This is a genomic window from Comamonas sp. FG99 (assembly GCF_057808605.1).
Genome location: NZ_JBMDII010000043.1, coordinates 1 through 15,887 on the forward strand (window position 1 = coordinate 1; position 15,887 = coordinate 15,887).

Here is a 15,887-nt window from a genome sequence, read left to right on the forward strand (position 1 = left end):
GCTGAGGCATGTGCATTAGCGGCCTGACCTGTGCAGATTCCGGTGGGTCAATACATACGTACTGCCCTGCTCAGCCGTCATATGGCGAGCGTGTCCGGTCTGTTGCGGAACACGCGTGCTGCCAGCGGAATCGCCAGACAATGGCAGTGGGTCGGCTGCTTCGCTCGCCTGCGACGGCGGCGTAGGGGGCAAATCATCGTCATCGTGACGCTGATCGTGGGCCACCATGGAGGCGGCTTCAGGTGCCTGCGCGAGCGTTGCCTGAATGTGGACGGCCACCCGATCTACCTGGTTGTTTTCGTGGCCGATGGAGGCTTGCAGAAGCGCGGGCAGACTGGCATCGAGCGCGCAGGCCTGCTGGAAGTGCAGGGCGCTTTCTTGAACCTGATACAGCTCGCTGAGCACATGGCCGGTCAGAGGATCGCGCTGCTGGCCCACCAGACTGATCCACCCCGTCAGCCGAAGCACGACGAGAACGCGCCGGGCCGTCTCGTACCCGGCCCGCTGCCTCAGCGGGGTGGAGGTGAGATAGCGGCGCAACTGCCCCAGATTCGCCAGCGGACTGATGCCCTCGGCAGAGCGCAGCATGCGCAGGACCTGCCAGCCATTGCGCTCCAATGGCGTGAGGCGGGCATCGAGCATGAGCGAGGCCGGCGTAGTGAACAGGGCGTCTTGCCCCAGCGGATTGTGGCGGTTGTGATGGTCTGCCATGGGAGTTCTCCAAGGTCTGGGCCACAGCGGCCCGTTACCCTGCATCTCATCGCGTACCGTTCAAGGCGTCAGCCAACAATGCGGTCTGCGCCATAACCGATTTATCCGGCTGGGCGCGGCGCTGGCACCGGTAGCCGGACTGATCTATCATCCCGATACCCCCATGGGGGTACAACTGGGGGTACTTCCAGCGATTCCCGCAAAGGCCGTGGCCCGATTTCCCCGCGAAACCTAGCATTCACGGCCCTTTGCCGACCGATCAATGTTTGATTGTTTACAGCGCCTGATCTCGGCCCATCTTGCTTCAAGATGGGCCAGTGAGATCAATGGGGTCGGTGTAAATTCGTGGCGCATCGTGTTTGCACGTTCTGCCGTTTTTGCAGTCCGAGGCCGTTGCATCGGGTCCAGAGACTTGGCGGTCTAGCCTGCGCTTGCTGAAGGTGGTGGAAAAGGGGAGTATCCGGGCGGCTGCCGGAGCGGGCACGAAAGACTGCATGCGCCGCCGCCATCGACACCAAAGGAGGGAGCTGCATGAGCGCACATTTGCCGACCGACTACCCGGCACTTCTGGCCGATATCAAACAGCGGATTCGCCATGCGCAGACACGGGCGATGCTGGCGGTCAATGCGAAGCTGATCCGGCTGTACTGGGACATCGGCGCCCTCATCGACAGACGCCAGCAGCAGGAAGGCTGGGGCGCTGCCGTTATCCCCCGCTTGGCGAAGGATCTGCACAACGAACTACCGCAGGAGAAGGGGTTTTCGGAGCGGAACATCAAGCGCATGCTGGCCTTCTATCGCGAGTATCCGTATTTGGCTGTAGCCGCCGGGGACTTCGAGAAAGTGCCACAGCCTGTGGCACAAAGCATGGAAGGCCTGATGCGATCAGCAGATGCCGCACCAGACTGCGCGCCTGAACTCCTGCTGTCTCTGCCCTGGGGGCACCATGCAGAGCTGATCGCCAGGGTTGACCCTGCGACAGTGGTATATGCGTGCCGCCATAGAGAACGGCTGGAGCCGGAACATCCTGCTAATGCAGATCGAAACCGCTGCGCACAAGCGGCAGGGCCGAGTGGCGAGCAACTTCGCACTGCGTTTGCCATCGCCGGATTCCGATCTCGTGCAGCAAACGCTCAAGGATCCCTACCTGTTTGACTTCTTGACGCTGGAAGCGAGCTTCCATGAGCGGGAGCTGGAAACCGGCCTGATCGCGCATCTGGAAAAATTCCTGTTGGAACTGGGGCAGGGCTTTGCCTTCGTGGGACGACAATTCCATCTTGACCTGGGCGGAGACGATTTCTACATCGACTTGCTGTTCTACCACCTCAAATTGCGTTGCTATGTGGTCATTGACCTCAAGCGCGGCGACTTCAAGCCGGAATATGCCGGCAAGATGAATTTCTACTGCAATGTAGTGGACGACAAGCTGCGCCATGAAACCGACAAGCCCACCATGGGCCTGATCCTCTGCCAGAAGTCCAATCGCGTGCTGGCTGAATATGCCTTGCGTGGAATGGATAAACCCATTGGCGTTTCCAGCTTCGAGCTCACCCGCGCCTTGCCCAAAACCTTGCAAAGCAGCCTTCCCAGCATCGAGCAGATCGAGCGCGAGCTGGGCGGCGGGCAGGCATAGCGCCTGCGGGGTTTTGGCCAGCATTGGCTGGCAGCGGGCACCGCACGGCTCGTCCAACTGCATAGCGCCTGCGCTCATCAGCCATTGGCTCTTAACACAGCGCCGACAGATCCGCCGCGCGCTCCATGTTCCACAGCGCGGCCGACAGCGCCTGGCACCTGGCCTCGCCCAGCACCGGCAGCGACAGTTCGAGGAATTTGCCGCGCAACTCGTCGTCGGACAGCGGCAGGTCGGGGTCGCCCTTGCGGGTGGGCTGCAGCAGGCTGAAGGTCTGCCTGCTCTGCCCACTCTGCCCGCTCTGCTCATTGCGGCAATGGATGGCGATGCTGGCCGAGCGGCGGCCGGGGAAGGCGGCATCGAGCTGCGGGTCGACCTGCAGCTCGATGCGCCGCATCAGCGCGCGGATGGCGGGGGATGCGAGCCGTTCGGGCGCGAAGGCCGCCAGCCGCACGCTGCCGTGCAGCAGCGCGGTGGCCACCACGAAGGGAATGCTGAAGCGCGCCTCCGATGCGGTGGTGGGGTCGGTATTGCCGGCCACCGCCAGCGCCGGCGCATAGGTGGCGATGGTGATGCGCTCGATGTCCGGCGCAGCGATCCGGTGGCGTTTTTGCAGCTCCAGCGCGCCGTCGATGGGCGCGAAGGTGTGGCCGCAGCAGGCGTGGTTCTTGAAGGTCATCGCGGTGATGTTGAAGGCCTGGCCCAGGTCGGCGAACGCGGCGCCCCAGTCGGGCCCGTCGCTCATGGCCAGGCCCATGCCGGCTGCGCCCTCGAACACGTCGAGCGACGCGGTCACGCCCTGCTGGGCCAGCAGGGCGGCGGTGACGCCGGCTTCGGCCGCGCGCCCGGCATGCAGGGGCTTGGCCAGCGACTCCAGCTTGAAGGCCTGCTGCAGCCCGGCCGCGAAGGTGGCCGACAGGCCGAGCGCATGGGCGGTCTGCTGTGCATCCAGCCCCAGCAGGTAGGCCGCGGCGGTGGCGGCGCCAAAGCTGCCCACGGTGCCGGTGTTGTGCCAGTGCCGGTAGTGCGCGCGGCCCAGGGCGCGGCCGATGCGGGTCGAGGTCTCGTAGCCGGCGATCGCGGCCTTGAGGAACTCCAGCCCGCTCGCCCCCACGGCCTGGCCCAGCGCCAGCGCCGCCGAGAAGGTGGGCGCGCCGGGGTGGTAGATCGCTTCGCGGTAGATGTCGTCCACCTCGGCGGTGTGCGAGGCAGTGCCGTTGATGAGCGCGGCGGCGCGCACCGCCGCGCAGCGGCCCAGCGGCAGGCGGGCCTTGCCCTGGTCGAGCTCGGGCGCCAGCGCTTTTTCCAGCATCGGGGTCGGCGCCATCGCATAGCCGGCGAGCAGCGCGCCGTACCAGTCCACCAGCGCACGCCGGGCGTGGTGGAGCACTTCGGGTTGCAGCCTGGCGGCGTGGAAGTCGGCGCCGAAGCGCCCCAGTTTTTCGCACACGAACATGGTGATCCGGCTCCTGCCTGCGGTGAGAGTTTTTCTCTGGTTTGTCGCTGCCTGGATCATCTGCCATCCCCAGGCGCGGCGGCGGGAGCAAGTGTCGCCAAGACATGCGCTTTGGTTATTTCTGGTGGCGAAACCGGAAGAACTGGAAGGGCGGCGGCCGCTGCATGATCCAGCCCATCGAGACACACCACGTTTGGGCCGCTTCATGGACTTTGCACTCTCTTTGGAACATCAGGAATTCGCCGACAGCGTTGCGCGCTTCGCCAGGGACAAGCTGGCGCCGGGCGCGCTGGAGCGCGCGCATTCGCCGCACTACCCCTGGGATACCGCGCGGCTGCTGGCTGAGCAGGGCCTGCTGGGCATCAGCTTTGCCGAGGCGGACGGTGGCCAGGGCGGCACGCTGATGCATGCGGTGCTGGCGATCCAGCAGGTGGCGCTGCACTGCCCCAAGAGCGCCGACATCGTGCAGGCGGGCAATTTCGGCCCGATCCGCACCTTCGTCGAATACGCCTCGGCCGAGCAGAAGCGGCGCTTCCTGCCCGATCTGCTGGCCGGAAGAAAGCTCATCTCTCTGGGCATGACCGAGCCGGACGCGGGCTCGGCCGTCACCGAGCTCAAGACCAGCGCCACGCCGGATGGCGACGACTTCATCATCAACGGCAGCAAGGTGTTCTCCACGCACAGCCCCGAGGCGGAGCTGTTCCTGGTCTACCTGCGCTTTGGCCCCGGCGTGGGCGGCATCGGCTCGGTGCTGGTCGAGAAGGGCACGCCCGGCTTCGTGGTCGGCCAGCCGTCCAGCTTCATGAATGGCGAGCAGTGGTCGCAGCTGTATTTCGAGAACTGCCGCATTCCCAGGGCGAACGTGCTGCTGGGCGAGGGCGGTTTCAAGAAGCAGATTTCCGGCTTCAACGTGGAGCGCCTGGGCAACTCCTCGCGGGCGCTGGCGCTGGGCCGCTATGCGTTCAATGCGGCGCGCGAGCATGCGCTCACCCGCAAGCAGTTCGGCCGCGAGCTGTGCGAGTTCCAGGGCCTGCAGTGGAAGTTCGCCGAGATGTGGATGAAGCTGGAGCAGGCGCAGCTGCTGCTGTACAAGGCGGCGCTCGAGGGCGAGCATGGCCTGCCGAGCGCCCAGAGCACCGCCATGGCCAAGCTCGCCTGCAACATGGCGGGCTGGGAGGTGTCCAACGACGCGCTGCAGGTGATGGGCGGCATGGGCTTCAGCCAGGAGGCGCTGATCGAGTACTGCGTGCGCCGCACGCGCGGCTGGATGATCGCCGGCGGCTCCATCGAAATCCTCAAGAACCGGATCGCGGAAGGCGTGTTCGAACGCAGCTTTTCGCAGCGCGCGCCCAAGGCCGCCTGAACCCTTTGCCGAACCAGGAGACAACTGCATGAAACGCAGAATGGCCACCCTCGCCATCGCATCGCTGTGCGCGATGGCTTTTTCCGGCGCCCAGGCGGCGGCGGGCGCCGACGGCTATCCGAGCCGGCCGGTGAAGATCGTCGTGGGCTTTCAGGCCGGCGGCCCGACCGACGTGGCGGCGCGCCTGGTGGCGCGCGCGCTGTCCGAGGCGCTCAAGGGCTCGTTCATCGTCGAGAACAAGCCCGGCGCCACCAGCAACATCGCCTCGGAATCGGTGGCGAATGCCGCGCCCGATGGGTATACGCTGCTGTTTGCCGCATCGCCGCTCACGATGAACCGCTATGTGTTCCCGCAGCAGCGCTTCGATGCGCTCAAGAGCTTCGAGCCGATCTCCAAGGTGTCCGAGGCGCCGGGCGTGCTGGCGCTCAGCCCCAAGTCGCCCGCGAAGAACTGGCAGGAGTTCGAGGCGCTGGCCAAGAAGAAGGCCGATGGCCTGTCCTACGGCAGCACCGGGCAGGGCGGCACCCAGCACATGGCGATGCTGCGGCTGGAGGAGCTCGCCGGCATCAAGATGGTGCATGTGCCCTATGGCGGCACCACCGGCGTGATGAACGACCTCATGGGCGGCAACATCGATGTCGCGTTCATGACATCGATGGGCGCCATGCCCAACCTGATTGCCGGTAAGGTGCGCCCGATTGCGGTGGCCGGCCCGGCGCGGCTGCCCGGCCTGCCCCAGGTGCCCACCTTCGCCGAGTTGGGCCTGGCGCAGATGAAGTCGTCCTCGTGGAACGCGCTGCTCGCGCCGGCCGGCACGCCGCGGCCCATCGTCGACAGGCTGGCCGCGGCGGTGCGGAAGGCGGTGCACACCAAGGCCTTCGAGGATGCGCTGGCGCCGCAGGGCTCGGTGCTGATCGGCAATTCCCCGCAGGAGTTCAGCAAGGAGCTGCAGGAAGAGACCGCCTACTGGGCGCAGCAGTTCAAGAAAGCCAATATCGGATCCTAAGATGCCCAGCACCGAATCCACACCCTCCGGCCTTTGCCAGGCGCTGCTGTACCCGCGCAGCGTCGCGCTGGTCGGCGCCTCCGACGACGGCCGCAAGACCGGCGGCCGGCCGCAGCAGTTCCTGCGCCAAAGCGGCTTCGCCGGCAAGGTCTATCCCATCAACCCCAACCGCGCCGAGGTGCAGGGCGAGCAGGCCTGGCCTTCGCTGGCCGCGCTGCCCGAGGTGCCCGAGCACGTATTCGTGCTCTCGCCCACCGACACCGTGGTCGACACGGTGCGTGAATGCGCGCGCCTGGGCGTGAAGCTGGTCACGGTGCTGGCCAGCGGCTTCTCCGAGACCGGCGCCGAGGGCGCGGCGCGCGAGGCCGAGCTGCGCCGCATCGCCGATGCCTGGCCGATCCGCATCCTCGGGCCGAGCAGCCTGGGCGTGGTGAATCCGTCGAACGGCCTGATGCTGACCGCGAACGCCGCGTTTGCCGAGCCGGACATGCCCCGTGGCAAGGTGTTCGTGGCCTCGCACAGCGGCAGCATGATCGGCGCGCTGGTCTCGCGCGGCAAGGCGCGCGGCGTGGGCTTTGCCGGGCTGGTATCGGTGGGCAGCGAGGTGGACCTGAGCGTGGGCGAGATCTGCGCCGCCACGCTGGACGATCCCGGCATCGAGGGCTATGTGCTGTTTCTGGAAAGCCTGCACCACGGCGCCCAGCTGCAGGCCTTTGCCCGCGAGGCCGCCTGGCGCGGCAAGCCGGTGGTGGCCTACAAGCTGGGCCGCTCCAGCGCCGCGGCCGAGATGTCGGCCACGCATACCGGCGCGCTGGCGGGCGAGGACGATATCGCCGATGCCTTCCTCAAGGACCTGGGCGTGGTGCGGGTCGACATGCTGGAGACCCTGTTCGAGGTGATGCCGCTGGCGCGCAAGCTGCCGCCCGGCAGCCACGCTGGCAAGCGTGTTGGCGTGGTCACCACCACCGGCGGCGGCGCGGCGATGGTGGTGGACCAGCTGGGCATCCGCGATGTGGCGGTGCAGACGGTGTCGCCCGAAACGCTCGCCAGGCTGCGGGCCGCGAACATTCCCGGCACCGCCGGGCGGGTGCTCGACCTGACGCTGGCCGGCACCAAGTACGAGGTCATGAAGCAGGCGCTGCAGATACTGCTCGACGCGCCCGAGTTCGATCTGGTGGTGGCGGTGGTCGGCTCGTCCGCGCGCTTCAATCCCGATCTGGCGGTGGCGCCCATCATCGACAGCGCCAGCCATGCCAAGCCGCTCGCGGCCATGCTGGTGCCCGATGCGCCGGATGCGCTCGCGCAGCTCACGCGCGCCGGCATCCCCTGCTTTCGCACGCCCGAAGCCTGCGCCGATGCGATTGCCGCGGTGTTCGCGCGCCGCGTGCCGGGCGAGCCGGCCTCGGCGGGTGTGGTGGATGGGGCGGCTGCGCTCAAGGAGTCGGATGCCTACCGGCTGCTCGATGTGCTGCGGGTGCCGCACGCGCCTGCCGCCACATTCGCCATCGACCAGCCGCCTGCGGCGCTGCCCTTTGGCTTTCCGGTGGTTGCCAAGCTCTGCTGCGCCGAGATACAGCACAAGACCGAGGTCGGCGGCGTGGTGCTCGGCATCCAGGATGCGCAGCAGCTGGCCGGGGCCTTCGCCACGCTGCGCGCCAACCTGCAGGCGCGCGCGCCGGGCGTGGCCTGCGACGAGGTGCTGGTGCAGCCCATGCGCAAGGGCCTCGCCGAGGTGCTGCTGGGCTACCGGGTGGACGCGGACGCGGGCCCGATCGTGATGCTGGCCGCGGGCGGCATCTGGGCCGAGGTGATGCAGGACCGCAGCATCCGCCTCGCGCCGGTGACGCTGCAGGCCGCGCGCGAGATGATCGGCGAGGTGAAGCTGCTCCAGACCGTCTCGGGCCTGCGCGGCACCGCCAAGGGCGATCTTGAGGCGCTGGCGCAGGCGATCGCCCATCTCTCGCAGCTGGCGCTGCGGCCCGGGCTGCGGGTGCGCGAGGCCGAGGTGAATCCGCTGATGGTCATGCCAGAAGGCGAGGGCGTGCTGGCGGTGGACGCGCTGGTGCTGCAGGGCAGTGATTCATAAAAGTGAGCTATAAGCGCCCGCCATATGGTCATTGTGGACGGATTTATATCCAATAATGGCTTGTGGAAAGCGCTGGCAGCTATGTTTTTTGGAGGCAGCCCGCGGCGATGCCGCTCCTACAATCGATTCATGTCCAAGAAGCTGCCCCCGCTCAATCCCCTGAAGGTCTTCGATGCCGTGGTGCGCACGCAGAACCTCACCAAGGCGGCGCAAGAGCTGCACATCAGCCAGTCGGCGGTCAGCAAGCAGCTCAATGTGCTGCAGACCTACCTGGGCGTGGAGCTGTTCAGGCGCGAGCGCCACGGCATCAGCCTCACGCAGGCGGGCCTGCATTTCGGCGACGAGATCGCACCGGCCTTCGAGGCCATCTCCAAGGCCACCGCCAACATCATGCGCAGCGGCGCCGACAGCACGCTGCGCATCCAGACCTACACCACCTTCGCCGCCAAGTGGTTGATACCGCGCCTGTCGGACTTCCACGCGCGCTACAAGGACATCTCGGTGGTCATCACCAATTCGGTGAAGTACGTGGACTTCGACCGCGACAACGTCGATCTCGCGATCCAGATGGGCAACGGCGCCTGGCAGGGGCAGGATGCCGACTTCCTCTTCGAGGACGTGATCGAGCCCGTCTGCAGCCCGGCGTTCCTGCACCGGCACGCGCCGGACAGCGCCTACCCGCAGGCGCTGCTCAGGACCTGCCTGCTCGTGTCGCACTACCGCCAGGCCGACTGGCCGACCTGGGCGCGGCTATGCCGCTACGGCGAGGAAATCGCCAGCGCCGAGCGCATGAGCTTCAGCACCTCGGTGCTGACCTGGCAGGCGGCGGTCGAGGGACTGGGCATCGCGATCGGCCAGACCTCGCTGCTGGCGGACGACCTCAAGGCCCAGCGCCTGGTGCGACCGTTCAACCTGCCGGTGCGCACCGGCGCCTCGTACTACCTGGTGCGCCCGCAGCTGCAGCGGCATGCGCGCAAGGTGATGCTGTTTCGCGACTGGATCCGGGAGCAGGTGGCCAGCTCCGGCTCGGCCCTGCAGCAGATGGATCACGCGATGCGGTAGATGGGCGCCTCGGCGGGCAGTTCGAGCCGCGGGAATTTCTCGCACACCAGCGGATCGTGGCCGGCAACGATGTTGTCCGCGCCGTCGGCCAGCGCGCGGATCAGCGCGTAGCCCTGCAGCATGTCGCTCTTGCTGAAGAGCGCCGGAAACGGGTTCTCCTGCTCCAGGTTCTCGTAGTAGTGCGCCGCGTCCGATGCCAGCACCACCCAGCCGCGGCGCGTCATCACGCGCACGATCTGCAGGCCGTCGGTGTGGCCGCCCACCCGGTGGAACTCGATGCCGGGCGCGAAGCCATGCATGCCGTCGATGAGCCGCACCTCGCCCGCGTACAGGCGCTTGAGCAGCACCGCGATATCGTCCAGCGCGAAGAAATGGCTTTGCCGGCGGTCGCACATGCACTTGCCGGTCGCATAGGCGATCTCGCGTTCCTGCAGCCAGATCCTGGCGCCGGGAAACAGCTGCAGGTTGCCCGCATGGTCGTAGTGCAGGTGGGTGAGCGCGACGTCCGCCACATCCTGCGCACGCACGCCCAGCGCCCGCAGCGCAGCCAGCGGCTCCTGGATGAACGAGCGCTTGCGCGCCAGCGCCGACACCTGGCTGAAGCCGGTGTCCACCAGCAGCAGCCGGCCATGGCCGCGCACCAGCCAGACGAAGAAGTCCAGCGGCATCGCGGCACCGGGGTCGCCGTCGACGGGGTCGAGAAAGTTGCTCTGGCGCGGCCGCTGCACCGTCGCGTACTTGACCGCATACACCTCATAGGCGGGGATGTCCTGGCGCCGCACTTTACTTCTTCACCAGCGGGCACTTGCTGGCGGCCAGGCTCTCGAAGGCCTCGCCGCCGGGCACGGTCTCCACGATCTTGTAGTAGTCCCAGGGCTGCTTCGATTCCTGCGGCGTCTTCACCTGCACCAGGTACATGTCGTGCACCATCTTGCCGTCGTCGCGCAGCTTGCCGTGCCGCGCGAAGGCGTCGTTGATGTCCATGCCCTTCATCGCCTTCACGACCTGCGCGGCATCGTCGCTGCCGGCCTGCTCCACCGCCTTCAGATAGGTGCGGATGGCGGAGTACTGGCCCGCCTGCAGCGCGGTCGGCATGCGCTTCATCTTCTTGAAGAACTTGTCGGCGAACTTGCGCGACGCGTCGTCGAGGTCCCAGTAGAAGGTCTCGGCGAACATCATGCCGCCCGCGTTCCTCAGGCCCAGGCCGTGCACGTCCATGATGCTCATCAGCATGGCCACGCTGGCCTGGCCGTTCTTGCCCAGGCCGAACTCGCGCCCCTGCTTGATCGCGTTCTGCAGGTCCAGGCCCGCGGTGGCGATGGCCACCGCGTTCGCCTTGCTCTCGTTGGCCTTGACGATGTAGGAGGCGAAGTCGTTGCCCGGGAAGGGGTAGCGCGAGGAGCCGATCACCTTGCCACCGGCCTCCTCGATGAACCTCCTGCCGTCCGCCTCGAGCGAATGGCCGAAGGCGTAGTCGGCCGTCAGGTAGTACCAGCTCTTGTAGCCGCGCTTGACCAGCGACCTGGTGCCCACGTTGGCCAGCGCGTAGGAGTCGTAGACCCAGTGCACATTGTTGGGCGAGCAGTCCTCGTTGCTGATGCGCTGCGCGCCGGCGCCGGTCACGATGGACAGGCGGCCCTTCTCCTGGGCGATCTTCATCGCCGCGAGCGCGACCGCGCTGTTGCCCAGCTCGGTGACCGCATCGACCTTGTCGCGGTCGAACCACTCGCGGGTGCGGGTGGAGGCGATGTCGGCCTTGTTCTGGTGGTCGGCGGTGACGATCTCGATGGGCGCGCCCAGCACCTTGCCGCCGAACTCCTCGACCGCGATTTCCGTCGCCGCGATCGAGCCCTTGCCCACGTTGTCCATGAACGGGCCGTTGATGTCGGTGAGCACGCCGATCTTCACCACGCCGTCGGACAGGGCGGCCTGCGCTGCGCCGCAGGCCAGGGCGATGGCGCAGGCCAGCGCTGCGGATGGGGGGCTGAATTTCATGTCGTCTCCTAGGTGGGTTATTGGCGGATCTGCTGCAGCACCGGCAGCAGGTGCCGGATGAACTCGGCAGGCGCCTCGCTCATCGGAAAATGCCCCAGGCCGGGCATGATCTGCAGCTGCGCGCCCGGTATGTGCCGCGCCAGTTCGCGCGAATCGTCGGGCGTGCAGGAGTAGTCGTACTCGCCGGTGAGCAGGTGCAGCGGGCACTTGGCGGTGTCGATCTGGCTGACGAGCGCGCGCAGGTCGCCCTCGGCCTTGTAGAAATGCAGGTCGCCCTTGAACACCCCGGGGCCACCCTGCATGTAGTGCCACAGCGTCTCCCAGCGCTCGCTCGGCGGTGCATGCGGCCCGATCAGGCCCGAGACGATGCCGGCGCAGACCTCGCCGCCATGCACGTCGGGCCGGTGCAGCCATTCGAGGTTGTAGTAGGGCGCAACATGCGCGCCCGACTGCAGGCCGATCAGCGCCTTGAATTTCTCGGGATGCCGCAGCGCCAGGTGCAGCACCACGCGCCCGCCTATCGAGCAGCCCATGGCCACCGGGCGGTGGATCCGCAGCGCCTGCATCACGCCGAGGATGGTGTCGATGTACAGCTGCGAGCCGAGCTGGTACTCGTGCTGCTCCCAGCCCTCGGGCGGCGAGGACTTGCCGTGGTAGGGCAGATCGAAGCAGACCACCTGGAAGTGCTCGGTGATCTCGCGGCAGTTCATGATGCCGCGGTACTGGCGCGAGTCGCTGCCGGCCGTGTGCAGGCACAGCAGCGGCTGGCCCTGGCCGGCGGTCTCGAAGTAGATGCGGTTGGCGCGGCCCTGGATCTCGACGTGGACATAGCCGCCGCAGATCGGCTCGATGGTGGGCCCGGCGGTGGGTTCGATGTTCTGCTTCATTGCACGGCTCCCGCGAGCGACTTGATCAGCTCCTTGAAGTACAGCAGGTTGCTCATGAAGACGTGCTGGTCGCCCTCGAGCGCCAGGCACCCGAACTTGAGCATCGCCATCAGGTCGTGGAAGCCCGGCGTGGGCTCGCTCGCGTAGTAGCGGCTCCAGGCCTCGCGCTCGGCCCGCAGGCGGAAGGTCCAGCGCGGCATCACGAAAGGGCCTTTCTCGATGCGCTGGATGCGGCCTTGCGCCAGCTCGACGAGAAATTCATCCGTGCCGCTTTGCAGCATGAAGACCACGTTGACGAAGCGGCCGCGGTGCTGCAGCCACGGATCGGTGGGCGGTATCGCAAGTGCCGTGCTCATGCTGCCTCCTCCTGGCGGGCGATGATCCGGTAGATGACCGGGTAGTAGGCGTACTGGTAGCCCGCATCGATGGCTTTTTGCAGCTGCTCGGCGGTCAGCCGCGAGATCGGATTGGGCTGGTCGACCGCGCTGGACAGGGCGAGCGCGAGCTTCAGGTCCTTGAGCGCATAGGCGGCGGAGAACATCTTCTCGGGAAACACATCCTTGGCCAGGTAGTTCGCGCCGGTGAGCCGCAGCGCGAACGAGGCGGCGGAGCCCAGGCCGAGCGCATGCGCCAGCAGGTCCTTGGAGACGCCGGACTTCTCGGCAATCGCAAAGGCCTCGGCCAGCGTGTGCACCGTGTTGAGCAGCACCATGTTGTTCATGATCTTCACCACCTGGCCGCAGCCCACCGGGCCGCAGTGCAGCACGTCGCTGCCCATGCAGTCCAGGTGCGGCTTGAGCGCGCCGAACTGCTCGGGCGTGGCACCCACCGTGATCAGCAGGGTACCGTCGCGCGCGGCGTCGCGGCTGCGTGCCACCGGCGCATCGATCAGCTCGATGCCGCGCTCGCGCAGCCTGAGCGCAAGCGCGCGGGTGCGCTCCACGTCGCTGGTGCTCATGTCGACGATGGTCTTGAGCGCCGCCGCGTGGGCGGCCAGGCCGTCCGCGCCGAGGCAGATGGATTCGACCTGCTCGATCGACGGCAGCGACAGAAATGCGATAGAGGCATGCCGGGCGATGTCCTGCGGGCTGCTGGCCACCACGCCGGCGTCCGCGAGGGCGTGCACGCTGGCCATGTCCAGGTCGGCGGCCAGCACCTTGCCGGCGGACTTGCGCGCCAGGTTCCTGCACATGCCCGCGCCCATGGTGCCGGTGCCTATGAAGCCGAGGGTGGCCGTCATGCCAGGCCCCCCTGGCGCACGCACTTGAGCTTGAGGAATTCGCGCAGGCCCTCGCTGCCGCCTTCCGCGCCCAGGCCGCTGTCCTTGTAGCCGCCGAACGGGGTCTCGGGCAGCGAGGCCTGCAGCTCGTTGATGCAGACCACGCCGCTCTCGATCTCGTTGGCGAAGCGGTGCGCCAGCTGCATGTCGTTGGTGAAGGCGTAGGCGGCCAGGCCGAACGGCAGGCTGTTGGCCTCGCGCAGCGCCTCGTCGGCATCGCGCACCGGCATCAGCAGCGCCACCGGGCCAAAGGGCTCGATGCGCGCGGCATCGGCCCGGGTGTCGCCCAGGGCCAGTACCGTGGGCTCGTAGAAGAAGCCGGGCCGCTGCATCTGCCGGCCGCCGGCGAGCAGCCGGGCGCCGCAGTCCTGAGCATTCTTCACGAGCTGCTCGATGGCGGCCAGGCGGCGCCGGTTCTTGAGCGGGCCCATCTGCGCCTGCGCATCGAGCGGCTCCAGCACGCGCAGCTTCCTCGCATGCTCTGCAAAGCTGGCGCAGAACGCCTCGTAGATGCTGGCGTGGACCAGGAAGCGGGTTGGCGAGGTGCAGACCTGGCCGGCATTGCGGAACTTGGCGGCCACCGTGGCGGCGGCCACCTGGTCGATATTGACATCGCTCCAGACGATCACCGGCGCGTGGCCGCCGAGCTCGAGCGTGGCCTTCTTCATGTGTGCCGCGGCCTTGGCGCCGAGCTGCCGGCCCACCTCGGTGCCGCCGGTGAAGGTGATCATGGCCACCTCGTTGCTGGCGCACAGCTGGTCGGCGATCTGCGCCGGGTTGCCGAACACCATGTTCACCGTGCCCGCCGGCGCGCCCGCGCGTACGATGGCCTGGGCGATCAGCAGCGCCACGCCGGCGGTTTCCTCCGACGGCTTGATGACGATGGTGCAGCCCGCCGCCAGCGCCGCGCTGATCTTGCGCGCCGGCGTGATGGCCGGCGCATTCCAGCCCGCGAAGCCGCCGACCACGCCGCGCGGCTCCAGCTGCGCGATTTGCCGTATGCCCGGTGAGCGCGCCGGAATCACGCGGCCGTAGAGGCGGCGGGCTTCCTCGGCGGCCCATTCGAACATCTCGGCCGCCACGTCGACTTCCTTTTGCGCCTCGCCATAGGGCTTGCCCAGCTCGGCGGCGATCTGCGCGGCGAGGCGGTCGCGGTCAGCGCGCATCTCGGCCGCGATGCGGCGCAGCAGCTCGGAGCGCTGGGTTGCGCCGCTGTGCTTCCATTGTCCGAAGGCCCTGGCGGCGCAGCCGATGGCGCGCTGCACATCGGCCTCGGAGGCCATCGCATAGCTGCCGATGGGCAGGCCGGTGGACGGTGAAACCACCTCGAAGGTATCGCTCGAGCCGCCGTCGCAGAACTCGCCGTTGATGAATTGCGAATATTTCATGTCTTGTACCTGCTCACTCCAGCACGATGCCGGCCTGCTTGATAACGCCGGCCCAATGCGCGGACTGCTGTTGGATGTAGTCGCGGAACTGCTGCGGCGAGCCGGTGAACGGATACTGGTCCAGCGTGAGCAGCCTGGCCTGCACCTGCGGGTTGGCCATGATCTCGTTGACCGCGGCATTGAGCCGGCTGGCGATCTCGGGCGAGAGCCCGGCCGGCGCCATCAGCCCGTTCCAGGGCTCGGCGGCGAAGCCCGGCAGCTTGTGCTGGCCGATCACCAGCGTGTCCTTCTGGCCGCGCTCGGGCGATGCGCTGGCCGAGGCCAGGATGCGCAGTTTGCCCGCCGCCACCTGCGGCATCGCGACCACGCCGGCGAGGAACGCGAAATCCACCCGGCCCGCGATCAGATCGGTGACGGCCGCGGAATCGCCCTTGTAGGGCACATGCAGCGCATGGATCTGCGTGTCGCTCTTGAACCATTCGCCCGCCAGGTGATTCACCGCGCCATTGCCGGCGGAGGCGTAGCTCAGCTGGTGGCCCGCGGCGCGGCCGTAGGCGATCAGTTCGTCGTAGCTCTTGAACGGCGAGTTGGCCGGCACCGTCAGGTAGTACGGGTAGCTGGCCACCAGCGCGATCGGCGTGAAGTCCCTGGCCGCGTCGTACTGGATGCCCTTTTGCACATACGGAATGATGGACAGCGTGCTGCTGCTGCCCAGCATCAGCGTATAGCCGTCGGCGCCGGCCTTCTTCACCAGGTTGGCGGCCACCGCGCCGCTGGCGCCGGCGCGGTTGTCGACGATGAAGCTCTGGCCGAACTTCTGCGCCAGCTTCTCGGCCAGCACGCGGGCGACCATGTCGGTCGGGCCGCCGGCGGAGAAACCCACATAGATGGTCACCGGCTTGTCGGGGTAACCGGCCGCCAGCGCCAGGGGCGCGCTGCCGAGCAGGCCGGCGCAGGCGCACAGGGCCGCTGCGCGCGCGAGGATGCGTCGCTTGGTAAGCATTTTGTCTCCTTGGAAGCAGAT

At 67.4% G+C, this 15,887-nt stretch carries 13 protein-coding genes and 1 pseudogene; 5 read left to right on the forward strand and 9 right to left on the reverse strand.

Going from position 1 to position 15,887, the window contains the following annotated elements; all coding sequences use genetic code 11:
• Positions 1–15: 15 nt before the first annotated feature.
• Positions 16–711 carry an STY4528 family pathogenicity island replication protein gene (locus ACODRX_RS21985; protein ID WP_488873673.1) on the reverse strand — a complete coding sequence of 232 codons (696 nt, stop codon included), beginning with the start codon at positions 709–711 and terminating at the stop codon, positions 16–18.
• 531 nt (positions 712–1,242) lie between these two features.
• On the opposite strand from ACODRX_RS21985, the pseudogene ACODRX_RS21990 reads away from it, so the two are divergent.
• Positions 1,243–2,344, forward strand: a pseudogene (locus ACODRX_RS21990) (PDDEXK nuclease domain-containing protein).
• A 91-nt stretch (positions 2,345–2,435) separates the two neighbouring features.
• Here ACODRX_RS21990 and ACODRX_RS21995 read toward each other — a convergent pair.
• Positions 2,436–3,797, reverse strand: a complete 1,362-nt coding sequence (locus ACODRX_RS21995) for an MmgE/PrpD family protein (RefSeq protein ID WP_488873674.1) — start codon at positions 3,795–3,797, stop codon at positions 2,436–2,438.
• A gap of 205 nt (positions 3,798–4,002) precedes the next feature.
• On the opposite strand from ACODRX_RS21995, the gene ACODRX_RS22000 reads away from it, so the two are divergent.
• From ACODRX_RS22000 to ACODRX_RS22015, 4 genes are all read left to right on the forward strand, one after another.
• A complete protein-coding gene (locus ACODRX_RS22000) occupies positions 4,003–5,160 on the forward strand; it encodes an acyl-CoA dehydrogenase family protein (protein WP_488873675.1) in 1,158 nt (385 codons plus the stop codon).
• 28 nt (positions 5,161–5,188) lie between these two features.
• Positions 5,189–6,166, forward strand: coding sequence for a Bug family tripartite tricarboxylate transporter substrate binding protein (locus ACODRX_RS22005; protein ID WP_488873676.1), 978 nt, complete (start codon positions 5,189–5,191; stop codon positions 6,164–6,166).
• Position 6,167: 1 nt separating this feature from the next.
• Complete coding sequence (locus ACODRX_RS22010; protein WP_488873677.1) at positions 6,168–8,252, forward strand: acetate--CoA ligase family protein; 2,085 nt, start codon at positions 6,168–6,170, stop codon at positions 8,250–8,252.
• 129 nt (positions 8,253–8,381) lie between these two features.
• On the forward strand, positions 8,382–9,314 hold the full coding sequence (locus tag ACODRX_RS22015) for a LysR substrate-binding domain-containing protein (RefSeq protein WP_488873678.1): 933 nt from the start codon (positions 8,382–8,384) through the stop codon (positions 9,312–9,314).
• On the opposite strand, the gene ACODRX_RS22020 is transcribed toward ACODRX_RS22015, so the two are convergent.
• Genes ACODRX_RS22020 through ACODRX_RS22050 form a run of 7 tightly spaced genes read right to left on the reverse strand, consistent with a single transcriptional unit; the run spans position 9,299 to position 15,866 of the window.
• Positions 9,299–10,096 carry an N-acyl homoserine lactonase family protein gene (locus tag ACODRX_RS22020; RefSeq protein WP_488873679.1) on the reverse strand — a complete coding sequence of 266 codons (798 nt, stop codon included), beginning with the start codon at positions 10,094–10,096 and terminating at the stop codon, positions 9,299–9,301. The genes ACODRX_RS22015 and ACODRX_RS22020 overlap by 16 nt on opposite strands.
• Position 10,097: 1 nt before the next feature.
• Complete coding sequence (locus ACODRX_RS22025) at positions 10,098–11,309, reverse strand: ABC transporter substrate-binding protein (protein ID WP_488873680.1); 1,212 nt, start codon at positions 11,307–11,309, stop codon at positions 10,098–10,100.
• A gap of 17 nt (positions 11,310–11,326) precedes the next feature.
• Positions 11,327–12,196, reverse strand: coding sequence for an alpha/beta fold hydrolase (locus ACODRX_RS22030; protein WP_488873681.1), 870 nt, complete (start codon positions 12,194–12,196; stop codon positions 11,327–11,329).
• Positions 12,193–12,552, reverse strand: coding sequence for a hypothetical protein (locus tag ACODRX_RS22035; protein ID WP_488873682.1), 360 nt, complete (start codon positions 12,550–12,552; stop codon positions 12,193–12,195). Before ACODRX_RS22035 ends, ACODRX_RS22030 begins: the two co-directional genes overlap by 4 nt.
• Positions 12,549–13,436: an NAD(P)-dependent oxidoreductase gene (locus tag ACODRX_RS22040; RefSeq protein ID WP_488873683.1), complete on the reverse strand. Its 888-nt coding sequence runs from the start codon at positions 13,434–13,436 to the stop codon at positions 12,549–12,551. Before ACODRX_RS22040 ends, ACODRX_RS22035 begins: the two co-directional genes overlap by 4 nt.
• Positions 13,433–14,863, reverse strand: coding sequence for an NAD-dependent succinate-semialdehyde dehydrogenase (locus ACODRX_RS22045; RefSeq protein ID WP_488873684.1), 1,431 nt, complete (start codon positions 14,861–14,863; stop codon positions 13,433–13,435). The genes ACODRX_RS22040 and ACODRX_RS22045 overlap by 4 nt, the downstream gene beginning before the upstream one ends.
• 13 nt (positions 14,864–14,876) lie before the next feature.
• Positions 14,877–15,866, reverse strand: a complete 990-nt coding sequence (locus ACODRX_RS22050; protein ID WP_488873685.1) for a Bug family tripartite tricarboxylate transporter substrate binding protein — start codon at positions 15,864–15,866, stop codon at positions 14,877–14,879.
• Positions 15,867–15,887: the final 21 nt, after the last annotated feature.